The organism is Streptococcus nidrosiense (assembly GCF_042140045.1).
GTDB lineage: Bacteria > Bacillota > Bacilli > Lactobacillales > Streptococcaceae > Streptococcus > Streptococcus nidrosiense.
This window is the reverse complement of record NZ_CP152419.1, coordinates 406,220-421,425: the sequence shown is the minus strand read 5'-3', so window position 1 is coordinate 421,425 and position 15,206 is coordinate 406,220. Positions and strand designations below refer to the sequence as shown.

The following is a 15,206-nucleotide window of genomic DNA, read 5'->3' as shown; positions in this document are numbered from 1 at the left end:
TCCTTCATAACCTAACTTCCCAACTGAAATTTTAAAAAAATTTATTCACTTTAAATAAAAAACATCCCAACATAAATTGTTACTGCTAAATATGCAATAACCACTTATGTTGAGATTCAGATAAATACAAAATATTTCGAGTTGATAACTTAAATGTTTTGATATGAAAGAATCTACTTTATATTTTTTTATAGCAAGTGTCATATCTTCATACTCTATGTTATCAAAAAAACAATTACTAAAGATTAAACTTACCAATAAGTCTTTAACTATCTACTTGCTACTTCGAAGTTTCTTTCGGATTTTATAGGCTATATTAAACAAGAAATACAATGAGCTAGTTGGGAAATTAAACTCACCAGTAAATTCCTCGATAGTGGGATTAAACTTAGATTTAAAATTAAATAACCCACCCTCTAAATTATTTTCAATTCCACCCATATTATGAGTCTCTGCTCCACGTTCAAATGAATGCTGAGCAGTCTCAAACCATGTTGGAATAGCAGGTTGATAATGTCTAAATTCCTCATTCATTCCAGCATATAAGTTTTCAGAAGTTTTCCCAAATTCGATGGTTAAAGTTCCAGACAATGGAACGACACTGTCCCCTCTATCAATATGGCTCTTAAGAAAAGAAATTTCTTCCTCTAATCGTTTTCTCTCTTGCTGATTCTCTTTTATTTTGCCTTCTTTTGTTTTATCAGTAAATTTCTGCGCTATTTTAAGATTCTTTTCGAGTTGCTGCTCAACTTCTTTCAGTCTATTAGGTAAATCTAAGTAGCTCAGTGTGATAAAAGAGTGATCAGGATAAGTAGTCAGTAACTTCTGATAATAATCTTTGCCTCGTAAACTGATATTCTTACGAGACTCTGTTTTCTTCATTAAAAATGAAAATTCATCTAATAAGTCGAGTCCACCGAATTTCACTTCCAATCCTTTATTTCTTGCAGTTCGGATTGCCTGTCTAGTAGACTTGGATAGTTGATCTAGCGAGAAGTTTTCTTTATGAATATTAGCTTGAAAACGAGGTTGTATGTTTTCTGCCATATCCTTTGTCAAACCTGTCCAATGAACTTTGTTTTTTTGCAATTCCTCAACAATTTCAAAAGTTTTAGAATTTTGAATAGTTTCTTGGTCGATAAGACTTCGACTGATAAACAAACTTGGATCAAATTTAACCATTATTGCATGGCTTTTTTTAGCAAGTTTTTTCAATGTTAAAAGCACAAATTTCAGAAGTTCTTTATCTTCATAATTAATAACTGGGCCTCTTGGAATATAGAACATGGAAAATCCTAATGGAAGAGGCTGAATTAAGATGTTCGCTACTCCAACTAGTTGATTCTCTTTATAAAATCCAACTCTCTCATTCCCCCAAGTATCCTTTATCTTGGCCCAATCACTACTCTGCAATAAATTCCCTTGAGGATGATTTTCTAAAAATAAATCCCACTCTTGAACATCAACATTCATTTTATAAGTAAACATAATTCCAGTACCAACTCTCTTAAAATCTTGTTATTATTTCGTTAGATAAACATATTTATTCTAGCTACATATCTGATAATTTTCATCCCATCTTTCATTCCATAATGACAAAAACATTCTGATGAAAATTTTTTATTAATACTATACAAAGGGTGAGATTCATAAAACCTCACCCTAAATTTAATAATAATTAATATGTTAGTTTGGATAAATGTATCTTACTGTACCACGTGATGCTGTAGGATTAAACCATCCACGATAATTTCCGATTGGTTGAGTTCCGCTACCATCATAGTTACATTCTGAAACTTGAATACGCGTTGTTGATTCAACAGCTGTAACAACCGCTACGTGTCCATATCCACCATCATCCCAACAAGCAATCGCACCAACTTGTGGTGTAGAACCTGTACGGAAACCTGCTGCTGCTGCACTAGTAGCCCACTGACCACCATTACCCCAATAATCACCAGCCCATGGAGCCAAAGTCTTAGCACCCCATGTACATTGACCTGTAGGGTAACTTGAAGCATTTGAACTATAAGTTGGTCGTTGACTTACAGTAGTTGCTGCAGGTGTGTAGCTTGATTCATCATCTGATGATGAAGATGATGAAGAACTTGAAGTTGCTTGTACTTGTGCAGCAAAAGTTGTGTTGGCTGAAGCTGCAAGTGATTGTTGTTGACTTGCTTGTTTAGCTTTATATGCTGCTTCTGCCTCCGCTGCTGCTTTAGCTTCTGCCTCTGCTGCTGCTTTTTTCTCTAGCAAGCTAGCTTTTTCGTTTTCTGCTGTAGCTTTTTCAGCTGCAAGATTTAACTCAGCTACTTTCAATTCTGCTTGTTTTGTTGTCAAAGCTTGAGCATCGTCAGCAAGCGTTTGTTGGTTAGCAATGACTGTATTGATTGCTTCGTTGTTTGCAACTTGTTTTTCAGAGATAGCTTTCTTATCTTCTTTTTGTTGCTGCAACATTTTATTGTTTGCTGATACGATTTCACTCATAGCTGCTACACGAGAAATAGCTTCTGTGATTGAGTCAGAGTTAATAATCGTATTAATGTAACTTGTAGCAGTTCCGTTCGTTTGTGCGCTACGAGCTTGGTTTTCAAGCGATTCGTTACGTGCTACGATGTTTTTTGAAAGCTCTGCGATTTCACCTTCAAGTTTTTTAGATTCTTCTTGAAGTTTTTCGTTTTCAGATTGTAATTTTTCTTGCTCTGATTGAATAGCTGAAACTTTAGTTTGAATTTCGTCTACTTGTTTTTGAGCTTCTTTCTGTTGAGCTGTCAAGTTACTAATTTTACTATCTTGAGCAGCAATCTTTTCATCTGTTGTATTTGCTTTAACACTTGAAAGAACAGCTCCTTGTGAGACCAATACTGTACTTAACAAAAGTGATGCTAGGATTTTTTTCTTCATAAGTGTAAATACTCCTTCTTTTAAGACAATACTAGTATATCAAAAAAAGGCTTAATAAATATTACGCCTTTATTACAGTTTTGTTTCTTTCTTATAGATATATTTTTTCAAAAATAAACTGGAAAACTAACATCCAGAGACAGTTTAATATCATTGACGGAACTAGACCATAAACGATAAAGACTGTTATATTTTCAGCAGTTAAGCCAATCATTTGCGCTAGAAGAAAACTACCAAATTCAAAAGAGAAAGTCATCATTAAAATAGCTAATAGTCGAGTCCATCTATTTGACAAAATAACTGAGTTGCTTTTATACACTATTGCTCCAATAATCACAAATAGAAGACTAGCGATTCCAATCAAATGGAAGAAATAAATATCGTATATAAGCCCTAGAACTAGACAATAAGCTAAAAACAGATACTCAGATACTTCTATTGTTTCAAACAACAAGAAGATGAAGATAAAGTGGCTCACAATTTGAAAATGTGGAAAAAAACTATTTACAAATTGCCCTAAATGACTGTCTATTAAGACAACTATAGGCAAGAGTAAAAACATCCCTATCTGCTTCAACAGTCTCATGATGGATTCCCCACTAACTCTACGACTTTTAGATTCATTGGATCAGCATGGAGTTTGACCATAACTTCTCTTGTTAGATAATCACTACTATGGGTAACTGATACAACCTCTCCTACGGGAATATCTGTAGTTTTAAAGTTGCCCAGACCTCCTGTAACTACCTTGTCTCCTTGGCTGATATCACTACTACTATTTAACTGGCTTATTTTAAGCAAGTCTTTTTCTTTGTCGTACCCAATGATAATACCATATATACTAGTAGAACCGTGTTGGATTTTAACGGAGATTTTCTCCGTATTTTCCGCGTTGGTCAATAAGTTGACCACAGTAGAGTTATCTTCAACCTTTCCCACGCTTCCAATCAGTCCCCCACCAGCAATCACAAGCATATTACTGGTCACACCTTGTTGAGAACCTGAATTAATTGTCAACTCTTGTTTCCAAGTTGCAGGAGTTCTCATGATGACATCAGAAGCAATCAACTTGGTTGCATTCAATTTTGACTTCATATCCAATAACTGACGTAGTTGCTCATTTTCTTCCTTCAAACTGTCTGCTTCATTCGTTTCCTTCTTCATCTGATAGAGTTCTTTTTTGAGAGTTTCATTCTCGTTATAGGTTCTAGTCAAACGACCTAAATCAGATTTTACGGAAGAAAGCCATTGAAAAGGCTTTTGCACTATTCTATCGACTAACGAAATTCCATCTCCAGCTTTTGTTACAACTGCACTTGATTGTGTTGTTACTAAAAAAACGGATACTACTAATACAACGACAAATAGAACAATGATATATTTTGATTTTTTAAAACGGTTCATACCTCTACCTTATATTACATTCTAAGATTTTAGCAAAAATAGAATTGCACCCAATACACAAACAAATAATAGCGCTATACTGTCTCTGTTCATCCAATTTAACTGTCGATACTGGCTACGTCCATTACCACCTTGATAGCCTCTAGCTTCCATGGCTGTAGCAAGAGAATCCGCTCGTTTCAAACTTGTAGCGAACAAAGGAATCAAAATAGGAATCATAGCCTTAACCTTTTGAATTACATTACCTTCTCCAAAATCAACACCACGCGCCTTTTGAGCATTCATAATGCGAATCGTATCATCCATCAAGGTTGGTACAAAGCGTAAACTCATGGACAACATGAGTCCAATCTCATGAACTGGAACCTTAAATCTTTTTAAAGGTCCGAGCAAGGATTCAACCGCTGTTGCCAAGCTCAATGGCATGGTTGTCAAAGTAAGCAAGGTTGAGAAAAAGATAATCAACACAAAACGACAAAAAATAATTCCTGCCTGCTCAATACCATAGCTTGTGATTTTTATAAATCCCATCTCGAACAAGACGTGACCACCAGAGATAAAGAACAGTTGAAAAAGGGTTGTAAAAGCAATCAGAAAAAACATAGACCGCAAACCTTTTATAAAAAAAGATAAGGGAACTTCTGATAAAACGACAAATAGGCCTGTTGCAATGAAGAGTATGAGATTTGTAATTGGATTATTGGCCCAAAAAGCGATGATGATCAATAAAATCATTGCTACTAACTTACTACGAGGATCTAGACGATGAATAATCGAATTTCCTGGTATGTATCGACCTAAAATCATATTATCCATTGATAAACTCCTTAAACTCCTCTATCGTTATCGGCAATTGTTTAAAAGAAACTCCTCTGTTAGCAAGCCTTTGAGCAAATCTTGTAATTTTTGGAACACCCAATTGGATTTTTTCCATAAATTCGACATTTTGAAAGACAAGACTTGGTTTCCCACTCTTAACTAATTTCCCTTTTTCCATTACGTAAACTTGGTCAGCAAATTCTGCTACATCATCCATAAGGTGAGTCACCAAAACAATCGCGATACCATCTTGATGAAGCTTTTTAAACAAGGCCATCAACTCTTTCCGACCAATTGGATCCAAACCAGCTGTTGGCTCGTCTAAGACCAAAATGCTAGGCTCCATCGCCAAAATTCCAGCAATAGCAACCCGTCTCATTTGTCCCCCTGAAAGTTCAAATGGACTTCGTTCAAAGAGTGACTCATCAATTCCTACTAAAGCTAGTTTTTCACGCGCAATAGCTTCTGCCTCTTCTACAGAAACTCCAAAATTTTGAGGGCCAAAAGCCACATCTTTTAGGACAGTTTCCTCAAAAATTTGGTTCTCTGCAAACTGAAATACCAACCCAACTTGTTTACGAATTTGACGAATTTGCTTATTGACGGATGTTGATGTAATCAATGTATCAAAAACACGAACACTTCCCTCTGTAGGAACCAACAAACCATTCAAAAGTTGAAGGATTGTAGACTTTCCGCTTCCTGTATGCCCAATAATCGCAGTATAAGAGCCATCCTCTATTGACAAACTGACGTCGGACAAGGCAGCTGAGGCAAACGGCGTTCCTTCTTGATACGTATAACTAACATTGTCTAGAATAATTCCCATAAAGCCTCCTCAAGTTCATCTTCTGTAAGATAGAACTCTGGCAAATTCAAACCACTAGTACGTAACGATTCTTTCAATTGGTTGACAAAGGGTTGATCTAAGCCAATTTGATCTAAATCCAATCTAGAAAATAATTCTCTAGGAGTGCTAGTTGACTCGACTTCTCCTTTTTTCATCACCAAAACTCTGTCACTCATGGCAACCTCATCCAGATCATGCGTAATGGAGATGACTGTCATCTGATGGTCTTTGCGAATCTTCTGGACTATCTTAATCAACTCTAATCGTCCCTCTGGGTCCAACATACTTGTAGCCTCATCCAAGATTAAAATATCTGGTCGCAGAGCAACAACTCCTGCAATAGCTACCCTCTGTTTCTGACCTCCTGACAAGCGAGCTGGTTCCTTTTTAGCAAATTCAGCCATCCCAACCAATGATAAAGCCTCAGAAACACGTTTCTTCATCTCTTCAAGTGGGATTCCTTGATTTTCCAGTCCAAAAGCAACGTCGTCTTCAACAGTTGCTCCTACGAATTGGTTATCAGGATTTTGAAAGACCATACCAATCTTACGTCTTTTTTCCCAGACATTTTCTGGAGTTAGGCAATCACCGTCTATCCAAATTTCTCCAGATTCAGCCTCGAGCAAACCATCAATCAAGCGAACTGTCGTTGATTTTCCACTACCATTATGACCAACGATAGACAACCATTCTCCACGTTTCACGTGAAACGTAATGTTATGAACATCATAATGTTCTTGATCTGCCTGATATTGAAAAGACAGGTCTTTTATCTCAATAATCGATTCCATATCTAATGAAAGGTTCCTTTAAACAAATATGCGCTTCCCTTGAAATAATCATAACCAGAATAAACTGTGAAGAACAAGGCAATATAAAGAGTTATCTGACCAAGCACATTCCAGTGAAGTAGCAAGAATATTATCGCAAACATCTGACTAAATGTCTTGATTTTTCCAGGCATAGCAGCAGCTAGAACGGTACCTCCTGTTTCAACTAAGAGCAAGCGCAAACCAGTGACTGCAAGTTCACGGCAGATAATAACTGCTACCACCCAAGCTGGTGCCATCCTTAGACCGACCAACATGATAAAGGCTGACATGACCAATAATTTATCAGCCATTGGATCTGCAAACTTTCCGAAATTACTAACCACTTGCCATTTTCTAGCTAAATAACCATCTAGATAATCAGTGATACTGGCAATAGCAAAAATAACTGCTGCTATTTTATGTAACACTGGAGATGGTCCAACTGATAGAAGGAGAATAAAAATCGGAATAAATAAAATTCTACCAAGCGTAAGCATATTAGGAATATTTTCTTTTTTCATGTTATCCTTTCTTTAGTTTGAACTTAATGTTAGAGTAATCCAACCAGTTTGACCAGTTAATTTTGAAGTGTCAATTTCCTTATTATCAATTTTCACTGACACTCCTTTAACAACACCCAATGTTATGGTTACTGGAGATCCTTTAGAAATGGTTGTTTTAGCTGTTTTATTATTAGGTTCAAGAGTTACTCCTCCTGCTAAATCAGTATCCGAAACACTAATCCAGCTTGTTGCATCTGTAACAGATAATTGAAGCTCCGCAGAATCTTTAGATGTCTTATATTCCACTGATAAAGCATCTCCCTGACCTGAAACAGTCAAAGTAGTTGCCTCGCTCGAACTTGATGAACTAGTAGCTTGACTACTACTTGATGCTACACTACTAGAGCTACTTGTTGAACTCACAACACTATAAGTTGCTGCAGAAGACGCAGTTGGTTGGGTTTGAATATAATTCCACACATAGTAGGTTACAAAAATTAAAATTGATAAAGAAAAAAGAACAAAGTAAAATAGCGGGAGAAATGAATTTTTCTTTCGATTAGACCGTCTACGTCCTGAAAGTTCAATCTCATCTACATCAACTTCTTCATAAGTAATCATACTTCCCGAATCATAGGCATCTAGAACGATATTTTCATCTAATTCAACAGCCCAAGCATACTTTCTCAAAAATGAACGAGCATAAAAAGTACTCGGTAGTTTGTCAAAATCATCTGACTCCATTGCCTCCAACAAATCCAGCTGAATATCTGTCTTTCTGTGCAATTCCTCTAAGCTCAGTCCTTGGTTAATTCTTGCAAGACGTAAGACCTCACCAATTGTTTTTTTTCTCATACTTAACATTCCTTCTTTCTAGTGTATTTTCTAGCGATTATATCGGGAAAATTGTACAATCAACCATATCGCTATTATCTATCAAATCATGTCCAGCCTCTAGAACATCTTCTAAAGTAATTTCCTGCAAAAGTTTAGGAAGGTCAAACAGGGTAGAACCTGTATCGGTTGGATGATACTGAGTCGCAATGTATTCTAGGGAATCCATACTATGAAGAAATTCTCCATACATCTCAGTTTTTACAATATCCAAGTGATCCTCAGTTACATCCTCATCTTTCATAAAATTACGAATAGCTTTACGAAATTGATGAGAAAGTGCCACAGGTTCCTTTGTATCCATTGTTAATATCACAAAATGGAAACGAGGATCTACTTCAATTTCTAAAGACAGGGAAGCATCCAGTTTACCTGTCTCATATAATTTTTGAAATCTTTGTGAAGTCCAACCAAACATCATTGTAAACAACAATTTCAATAAAAGATGATAACGATACTGATCTCGATTTCCGATATCTTCATTTCCTCTAATACCGATCGCTAGTTTTGGAGAAGCCACGTCCATCCGTAAACTTTCAGCAGTCTTTACAGGATGTAAAGGTATTCGTTCTCTCTTAAACTCATGTTTTTTTTCTTGAGGATGAGATTTCTTAGCAAAATAATCTTCAAGCAGTTCAAAATCAAAATTCCCCACTAAAAAGATATTACTATTGACAGGTCTGTAAAACTCTTTAAAGTTCTCTTTTAAATCCTCCAAACAAATAGCATCAATAGAGTTTTCACTACCAACAATATCTGAAGCTAAAGGACTTTCTGGATAGAGATTTGCCAAAGTCTTGAAAAATAGACAAGAATCCGGATCATCCTGATACATCTCTCTTTCCTGTTGAATGATATCCTTTTCGCGCTCCACAGATTCTTCAGTCATATTGAAAGTAGTGACAAGTTCGTCTAGTAAATCTAAACACTCTAGAACATTTTCAGAAGTCGAGAAAAGATAGCTAGTTTTCGTAAAGCTCGTAAAGGCATTACTTTCAGCACCCAACTCTGTAAAAGCTGCCATAACATCTCCAGAATCTTCTCTTTCAAAAAGCTTATGTTCTAAGAAATGAGCAATTCCTTGTGGATATTGTTGTAAGTCCTTATCATCCACTGTAAACCTTATGTCAACAGAACCAACTTGGACACTTACAACGCCATAAACCTCGTTAAAGTCCTTTTTAGGTAGTAAAGTAACTGTCAAACCATTTTCTAAGCTAGTTTGATACAAAGTTTCTTTTACAGCAGGATAATATTTCTTTTGAAAAGTAGGTCTGGTCATTCTGCTCCTTCCATAAAATAAATAGCCTGCAACTTAAAACTGTTTGCTGCTTCACAAATTGCTTCTCTATCAACTTGTTCAAGCTTATCGATTAAAGTTTTTGTGTCAAGATTCGCTTTTCCAAAAAAAGTTGACAGATAATATTTATCGACGATAGAATCTTGATTATCCTGAGCAAGTAGTATTGATCGACGAATCATTTGTTTGGTCTGATCAATCTCCTTATCTGTAAACTTGCCATTTTTTATGTCAAGCAACTGATGATTCATCAATTTTCTTACTTTATTTCGATTTTGCCGATCAATTCCAGCAAACAATCGTAAAAATCCACTAAAGAGATCCAAATGACTTGATACCGTATAGGCCAGTCCTTCTTTTTCTCGCACTTGGGTAAATAGTTTCGAATGAGGAAAGGCTCCTAAAAGACCATTGACAAGAAGCACTGCCATCTGTTCTTCATCACCATATGCCACTGAACTATGGTAGCCCATCTCTAAAACAGACTGTCCTAATCTCTTTCTAACAATACCTTCTCTAAGAATATTAGAATAGGGTTGCTGATATTGAATGTTTACAACTGATTTACGACCTGTTAAAGGAAATTTATGTAAAAACTCTAAAACTTCAATTTCATTAAAATCACCTAGGAAGAAAATATCTATTTGGTCTTCTTTTAGCATTTTTTGATAGCTTGAAAAACATGTTTTTGAAGTCTCTTCTGAAATTCTAGAAATCAAATCTTTTGGAACTAGCTGCATTGATTCTTCTTGGAAAAACAATTGATCCAACTCTTTATGTGCAAAGAAGAATGGGTCTTCTAATTCTGATTCCAGCCTTGATAAGATCTGTTTTTTCTCGATGTCAAAAGTATTTTTCTCGAATCCATCCTCATCCGACAATGGTGTAAACAGAACCTGATGCAGTAATTCTAAAATTTGAGAAGTTAATACGTTTTTCTTACTTAAAAATTCATCACGCACATAGGAAATACTCAAATCCACAAGATGACTTTGTCCTCTTCGATAGGCGTGCGCTGACAAATCAGTTCCATACAAGGTTGCTAAACGTTTTCGAAACAGTTGAGCAGTTGGATAACTTTGGTTGGCAGTTTCAAGCATACTGGCACTTAACATACGACTTGAAATTGAATCCAAAGACAATGGAGCTGTGAAACGCACAGTAATTTTATTGGTTTTAAATTTTTTTGATTGGATAAAATGCACTGCAATTCCAGGTACTAACTCCATCTCTTACCTCCTTCTACATAGAGTTCTATTATACCATGAAAAGAGAAAATTTTCTTGTTCTCTTTACCCCTTTTAGAATTAAAATCGCTTTCATTTCTAACGAATTTACCTCTGCCATTTCAAAGTAAAATATGGTATAATACCAAAGATTGAGGTGAACTATGGAACACAAATTATTTGAAGAATTTATCACTCTCCAAGCTCTCTTGAAAGAACTTGGTATTATACACAGTGGAGGAGCTATTAAATCCTTTTTAGCTGAGCATCATGTCTACTTTAATGGGGAATTAGAAAATCGTCGTGGGAAAAAAGTAAGAATCGGAGACTCTATCGACATTCCTGACATGAAAATCCAAATCATTCTGACGCAACCGAGCTTAGAAGAACAGGAAGAATATCTCCAAGAAAAACTTGAGAAAGAACGTGTGGCTAAACTTGTCAAAGAAATGAATAAGACGGTCAAAAAAAAGCCAACAAAAAAGATCCCGAAAGCTAAAACAAAAACTGCACCACGTTTTCCAGGTAGATAAGTATGTGGCTAAAAAACTTATCCATCAAACAATTTAGAAACTATCAGGATACCGAAATTGAATTTAATCCTAAATTAAATGTATTTGTTGGTCGAAATGCTCAAGGCAAAACCAATCTTCTGGAAAGTATTTACTTTTTAGCTTTAACTAGAAGTCATCGGACAAAGACAGACAAGAATTTAATCCGATTTGAAGAAGAGCAGCTTCAAGTTTCTGGAATTCTTCAAAAACGAACGGCTACTGTACCACTTGAGATTGACTTGACTCCAAAAGGTCGGATTACTAAGGTCAATCACTTAAAGCAAGCTCGGCTATCTGACTATATTGGACACATGAATATTGTTCTATTTGCACCCGAAGATTTACAACTTGTCAAAGGAGCACCTGCTATCCGACGTAAGTTTATAGATATGGAACTAGGACAAATCAAACCCATATACTTGTCAGATTTGTCAAGCTACAATCATGTGCTCAAACAAAGAAATACCTACTTAAAGTCAGCGAATCAGATTGACGAAACATTTTTATCTGTTCTAGATGACCAGCTAGTAGACTACGGTTGTCGGGTGATGGTCCACAGAGAAGAATTTATAAAAAAAATGGAATCTTTTGGTCGTAAAAAACACTTTGATATTTCGGACCAATTAGAAGAATTGTCAATTCGTTATCAACCATCCGTAAACTTCACTGACAAGGGAAAACTAGCAGAATCTTTCTATACCGCACTTCAAAAAAGTAGATCAAGAGATTTATTTAAGAAGAATACTGGAGTTGGCCCTCATCGGGATGATATGATTTTCTTAATCAATGGAATGGACGCAAGCTTTGGAAGTCAAGGACAACATCGTAGCCTTGTTCTTTCTATTAAACTAGCTGAAATCGAATTAATGGAGAGCATTACAAAAGAATCGCCTATACTTTTACTTGACGATGTTATGAGTGAACTTGACAATACTCGTCAACTTAAATTATTAGAAACTATATCTCAAAATATTCAAACCTTTATTACAACAACTAGTTTAGAGCATCTTCAAAACTTACCAGATAATCTCAGTATATTTACTGTAAAGAACGGTCAATTATCTGTAAACTAAATTTTACATTGGCGTAAACAACAAAAAATCTCCTGTTTTACAGGAGATTTTTTATTACATTGAGTAGTTTGGTGCTTCATTTGTGATTTGCACATCGTGTGGATGGCTTTCTTTTAGACCGGCACCTGACATTTCGATAAATTGAGCATTGTCATGCAATTCTTTAAGGTTAGCTGCACCACAGTAACCCATACCAGATCGGATACCACCAATCATTTGGAATACGATATCAGCTGCTGCTCCTTTATATGCAACACGTCCTTCAATTCCTTCTGGAACGAGTTTATTTGCTTCATTGACAGAGCCTTGGAAGTAACGGTCGCTTGAACCTTTCTTCATTGCAGCGATTGAACCCATACCACGATATGTCTTGAACTTACGTCCTTGGAAGATTTCAGTTTCTCCTGGAGCTTCATCTGTTCCTGCAAACATTGATCCAAGCATTACTGCATTTCCACCAGCAGCAAGGGCTTTAACAATATCTCCAGAATACTTGATTCCACCATCAGCAATGATTGTTTTGCCATATTCACGTGCAACTGCTGCTGCATCATAGATAGCTGTAACTTGTGGAACTCCTACACCTGCGATAACACGAGTTGTACAGATTGAACCTGGCCCAATACCAACTTTAACAACGTCAACTCCTGCATCATAAAGGGCACGTGCACCTTCAGCAGTGGCAATATTTCCGGCAATTAGTGTACGATCTGGGAAGTGCGCACGGATTTCAGCAATTTTACGAAGAACACCTGCTGAGTGACCATGGGCAGTATCGATAACAATGGCATCTGCTCCTGCTTCAAAGAGGGCTTCAGCACGTTCAAAAGTATCAGAAGTTACACCTACCGCACCAGCAACTAGAAGACGACCGAACTCATCTTTAGCTGCATTCGGAAACTCAATCACTTTTTCAATATCCTTAATCGTGATCAAGCCAGAAAGACGACCTTCTTCATCAACCAAAGGAAGTTTTTCAATACGGTGTTCTTGAAGAATGCTCTCAGCTGTTTCAAGATCTGTTCCAACAGGAGCAGTAACAAGATTCTCACTGGTCATATGATTTGAGATTGGTTGATTGTAATCTGAAATAAAACGAAGGTCTCGGTTTGTTAAAATACCAACCAATTTACGATTTTCAAGAGTTTCAACCACTGGAACACCACTGATACGGTAACGTCCCATGAGTTCATCTGCTTCTGCAATTGTATGCTCTGGAGTCAAGAAGAATGGATCAATGATAACACCATTTTCAGAACGTTTTACCTTACGAACTTCATCTGCCTGCTGTTCAATAGACATATTTTTATGGATAACACCAAGACCACCTGCACGCGCAATAGCAATAGCCATTTGGCTTTCTGTTACAGTATCCATGGCTGCTGTAATAATTGGGATATTTAAAGTCAAATTATCTGCCAATTTTGTTGTTAAATCCGCATCATTAGGCAATACATGACTCTCTGCTGGAATAAGCAATACATCATCAAAGGTAAAACCTTTTTTCAAAAATTTAGTGTCCCAATTAGACATTGAAGTTTCCTCTTTTCTTTCTTTTTGAGCTTGACGCTTTTTGTATTGTATCTATCATACCATTCTATGAAAATTTGTCAATTATATTGATAATAGATAATGTAAAAAAACTATCCCTTTAATTTTAAAGAAGAGATAGTTTTAGAGTTCATATTTTATCTATTAATGAAAGTAATTTAGACCCATTGCAGCTTTTACTTCTGAAAGCGTTTGACCAGCAACTTCTCGAGCTTTTTCACTACCTTTTTGAAGCATATTATACACTTCACCCATATCTTTAGCATATTCTAGACGACGTTCACGGATTGGACCAAGTTCACGTTCTAGGATTTCCAGTAGATACCGTTTAGTCTTGACATCACCTAAACCTCCACGTTGATAATGCTCTTTCATGTCAGAAATTTCTTGAGCATCTTCAGGACGTCCGAAAACATCTAAGTAATGGAAGACCATATTTCCTTCAATCTTACCTGGATCCTCGACACGAATGTGATCTGGATCTGTATACATACTCATTACTTTCTTACGCAAAGTATCTGCATCATCTGACAAGTAGATACCATTATTAAGCGATTTAGACATTTTGGCATTTCCATCAAGACCAGGTAAGCGACCTGCTCCTTCATTTTCAGGATAAATTCCTTCCGGTTCTACTAAAACATCACAATTATAGGCATGATTGAATGAACGCACAATCTCACGCGTTTGTTCAATCATCGGTTTTTGGTCTGTACCTACAGGAACAAAGTTAGCCTTAAAAGCTGTGATATCTGCTGCTTGAGCAATTGGATAAACTAAAAATCCAGTTGGAATACTTTCTCCAAATCCTTTCTGAGCAATTTCTGTCTTTACAGTAGGATTACGCTCCAGACGAGCCAAAGACACTAGATTCATGTAATACATAGACAACTCTGCCAATTCTGGAATCTGGCTTTGAATGAAAATCGTTGATTTATTAGGATCCAATCCCACTGCAAGATAGTCCAAGGCAACATTCCCTATAGACTCTACAATAGTTTGTGGATCTTTTGCATGGTCAGTTAAAGCTTGCTGGTCAGCCAAAAAAACAAACATGTCATATTTATCTTCTTCCTGTAATAACACACGATTTTTTAAGCTACCAACGTAGTGCCCAATATGTAATTTCCCCGTTGGACGATCTCCTGTTAAAATAATGGGTTTATTCATCTTATTCTCCTTTGATATGGTCCTTTCAATTATAGCATTTTTTTGATAAAAAGACAGATAATTTTTTTATCAAATAATTACGATTTCAACTACTTAACTGTAAACTTTCTGTAAATATTATTTACAAATAATTGACAGATAAAAAT

General features: G+C 36.2%; 15 protein-coding genes. 2 read left to right on the top strand and 13 right to left on the bottom strand.

Annotated elements, in window-relative coordinates; genetic code table 11:
• Positions 1-273: 273 nt before the first annotated feature.
• The 11 genes from AAFQ93_RS02040 to yfmF all read right to left on the bottom strand — a co-directional run bounded on the left by AAFQ93_RS02040 (position 274) and on the right by yfmF (position 10,715).
• Complete coding sequence (locus tag AAFQ93_RS02040) at positions 274-1,488, bottom strand: aminoacyltransferase (RefSeq protein ID WP_375555472.1); 1,215 nt, start codon at positions 1,486-1,488, stop codon at positions 274-276.
• 198 nt (positions 1,489-1,686) lie between these two features.
• A complete protein-coding gene (pcsB, locus tag AAFQ93_RS02035) occupies positions 1,687-2,904 on the bottom strand; it encodes a peptidoglycan hydrolase PcsB (protein ID WP_045762422.1) in 1,218 nt (405 codons plus the stop codon).
• Positions 2,905-2,995: 91 nt separating this feature from the next.
• Positions 2,996-3,490, bottom strand: a complete 495-nt coding sequence (gene mreD / locus AAFQ93_RS02030; RefSeq protein ID WP_001237921.1) for a rod shape-determining protein MreD — start codon at positions 3,488-3,490, stop codon at positions 2,996-2,998.
• Positions 3,487-4,308, bottom strand: coding sequence for a rod shape-determining protein MreC (gene mreC / locus AAFQ93_RS02025; RefSeq protein ID WP_375555471.1), 822 nt, complete (start codon positions 4,306-4,308; stop codon positions 3,487-3,489). Before mreC ends, mreD begins: the two co-directional genes overlap by 4 nt.
• A 21-nt stretch (positions 4,309-4,329) precedes the next feature.
• Positions 4,330-5,124 carry an energy-coupling factor transporter transmembrane component T family protein gene (locus tag AAFQ93_RS02020; RefSeq protein ID WP_375555470.1) on the bottom strand — a complete coding sequence of 265 codons (795 nt, stop codon included), beginning with the start codon at positions 5,122-5,124 and terminating at the stop codon, positions 4,330-4,332.
• The gene (locus tag AAFQ93_RS02015; RefSeq protein ID WP_223140373.1) at positions 5,117-5,956 is read right to left on the bottom strand and encodes an energy-coupling factor transporter ATPase; all 840 of its coding nucleotides are present in this window, start codon (positions 5,954-5,956) and stop codon (positions 5,117-5,119) included. Before AAFQ93_RS02015 ends, AAFQ93_RS02020 begins: the two co-directional genes overlap by 8 nt.
• The gene (locus AAFQ93_RS02010; protein WP_375555469.1) at positions 5,941-6,768 is read right to left on the bottom strand and encodes an energy-coupling factor ABC transporter ATP-binding protein; all 828 of its coding nucleotides are present in this window, start codon (positions 6,766-6,768) and stop codon (positions 5,941-5,943) included. Before AAFQ93_RS02010 ends, AAFQ93_RS02015 begins: the two co-directional genes overlap by 16 nt.
• A 2-nt stretch (positions 6,769-6,770) precedes the next feature.
• A complete protein-coding gene (gene pgsA / locus AAFQ93_RS02005) occupies positions 6,771-7,310 on the bottom strand; it encodes a CDP-diacylglycerol--glycerol-3-phosphate 3-phosphatidyltransferase (RefSeq protein ID WP_375555468.1) in 540 nt (179 codons plus the stop codon).
• A gap of 12 nt (positions 7,311-7,322) precedes the next feature.
• On the bottom strand, positions 7,323-8,147 hold the full coding sequence (gene rodZ / locus AAFQ93_RS02000) for a cytoskeleton protein RodZ (RefSeq protein WP_075226780.1): 825 nt from the start codon (positions 8,145-8,147) through the stop codon (positions 7,323-7,325).
• Between the two features lie 37 nt (positions 8,148-8,184).
• On the bottom strand, positions 8,185-9,468 hold the full coding sequence (yfmH, locus tag AAFQ93_RS01995; RefSeq protein ID WP_223140370.1) for an EF-P 5-aminopentanol modification-associated protein YfmH: 1,284 nt from the start codon (positions 9,466-9,468) through the stop codon (positions 8,185-8,187).
• Entirely contained in the window at positions 9,465-10,715 is a 1,251-nt protein-coding gene (gene yfmF, locus AAFQ93_RS01990) for an EF-P 5-aminopentanol modification-associated protein YfmF (protein ID WP_375555467.1), read from the bottom strand. The genes yfmH and yfmF overlap by 4 nt, the downstream gene beginning before the upstream one ends.
• Before the next feature lie 161 nt (positions 10,716-10,876).
• On the opposite strand from yfmF, the gene yaaA reads away from it, so the two are divergent.
• Positions 10,877-11,245, top strand: a complete 369-nt coding sequence (yaaA, locus tag AAFQ93_RS01985; RefSeq protein WP_223140368.1) for a S4 domain-containing protein YaaA — start codon at positions 10,877-10,879, stop codon at positions 11,243-11,245.
• 2 nt (positions 11,246-11,247) lie between these two features.
• Positions 11,248-12,339: a DNA replication/repair protein RecF gene (gene recF / locus AAFQ93_RS01980; protein WP_375555466.1), complete on the top strand. Its 1,092-nt coding sequence runs from the start codon at positions 11,248-11,250 to the stop codon at positions 12,337-12,339.
• A 54-nt stretch (positions 12,340-12,393) separates the two neighbouring features.
• Here the strand turns inward: recF and guaB are convergent, their stop codons facing one another.
• Both guaB and trpS read right to left on the bottom strand, forming a co-directional pair.
• Positions 12,394-13,872 carry an IMP dehydrogenase gene (guaB, locus tag AAFQ93_RS01975; protein ID WP_045762410.1) on the bottom strand — a complete coding sequence of 493 codons (1,479 nt, stop codon included), beginning with the start codon at positions 13,870-13,872 and terminating at the stop codon, positions 12,394-12,396.
• Positions 13,873-14,034: 162 nt separating this feature from the next.
• Positions 14,035-15,060: a tryptophan--tRNA ligase gene (gene trpS / locus AAFQ93_RS01970; RefSeq protein ID WP_223140366.1), complete on the bottom strand. Its 1,026-nt coding sequence runs from the start codon at positions 15,058-15,060 to the stop codon at positions 14,035-14,037.
• Positions 15,061-15,206 lie beyond the last annotated feature (146 nt).

What these genes read in the sequence shown, in the direction of transcription:
- AAFQ93_RS02040 (WP_375555472.1), bottom strand. Translation starts at nt 1,488, where the DNA reads ATGTTTACTTATAAAATGAATGTTGATGTTCAAGAGTGGGATTTATTT.
- pcsB (WP_045762422.1), bottom strand. Translation starts at nt 2,904, where the DNA reads ATGAAGAAAAAAATCCTAGCATCACTTTTGTTAAGTACAGTATTGGTC.
- mreD (WP_001237921.1), bottom strand. Translation starts at nt 3,490, where the DNA reads ATGAGACTGTTGAAGCAGATAGGGATGTTTTTACTCTTGCCTATAGTT.
- mreC (WP_375555471.1), bottom strand. Translation starts at nt 4,308, where the DNA reads ATGAACCGTTTTAAAAAATCAAAATATATCATTGTTCTATTTGTCGTT.
- AAFQ93_RS02020 (WP_375555470.1), bottom strand. Translation starts at nt 5,124, where the DNA reads ATGGATAATATGATTTTAGGTCGATACATACCAGGAAATTCGATTATT.
- AAFQ93_RS02015 (WP_223140373.1), bottom strand. Translation starts at nt 5,956, where the DNA reads ATGGGAATTATTCTAGACAATGTTAGTTATACGTATCAAGAAGGAACG.
- AAFQ93_RS02010 (WP_375555469.1), bottom strand. Translation starts at nt 6,768, where the DNA reads ATGGAATCGATTATTGAGATAAAAGACCTGTCTTTTCAATATCAGGCA.
- pgsA (WP_375555468.1), bottom strand. Translation starts at nt 7,310, where the DNA reads ATGAAAAAAGAAAATATTCCTAATATGCTTACGCTTGGTAGAATTTTA.
- rodZ (WP_075226780.1), bottom strand. Translation starts at nt 8,147, where the DNA reads ATGAGAAAAAAAACAATTGGTGAGGTCTTACGTCTTGCAAGAATTAAC.
- yfmH (WP_223140370.1), bottom strand. Translation starts at nt 9,468, where the DNA reads ATGACCAGACCTACTTTTCAAAAGAAATATTATCCTGCTGTAAAAGAA.
- yfmF (WP_375555467.1), bottom strand. Translation starts at nt 10,715, where the DNA reads ATGGAGTTAGTACCTGGAATTGCAGTGCATTTTATCCAATCAAAAAAA.
- yaaA (WP_223140368.1), top strand. Translation starts at nt 10,877, where the DNA reads ATGGAACACAAATTATTTGAAGAATTTATCACTCTCCAAGCTCTCTTG.
- recF (WP_375555466.1), top strand. Translation starts at nt 11,248, where the DNA reads ATGTGGCTAAAAAACTTATCCATCAAACAATTTAGAAACTATCAGGAT.
- guaB (WP_045762410.1), bottom strand. Translation starts at nt 13,872, where the DNA reads ATGTCTAATTGGGACACTAAATTTTTGAAAAAAGGTTTTACCTTTGAT.
- trpS (WP_223140366.1), bottom strand. Translation starts at nt 15,060, where the DNA reads ATGAATAAACCCATTATTTTAACAGGAGATCGTCCAACGGGGAAATTA.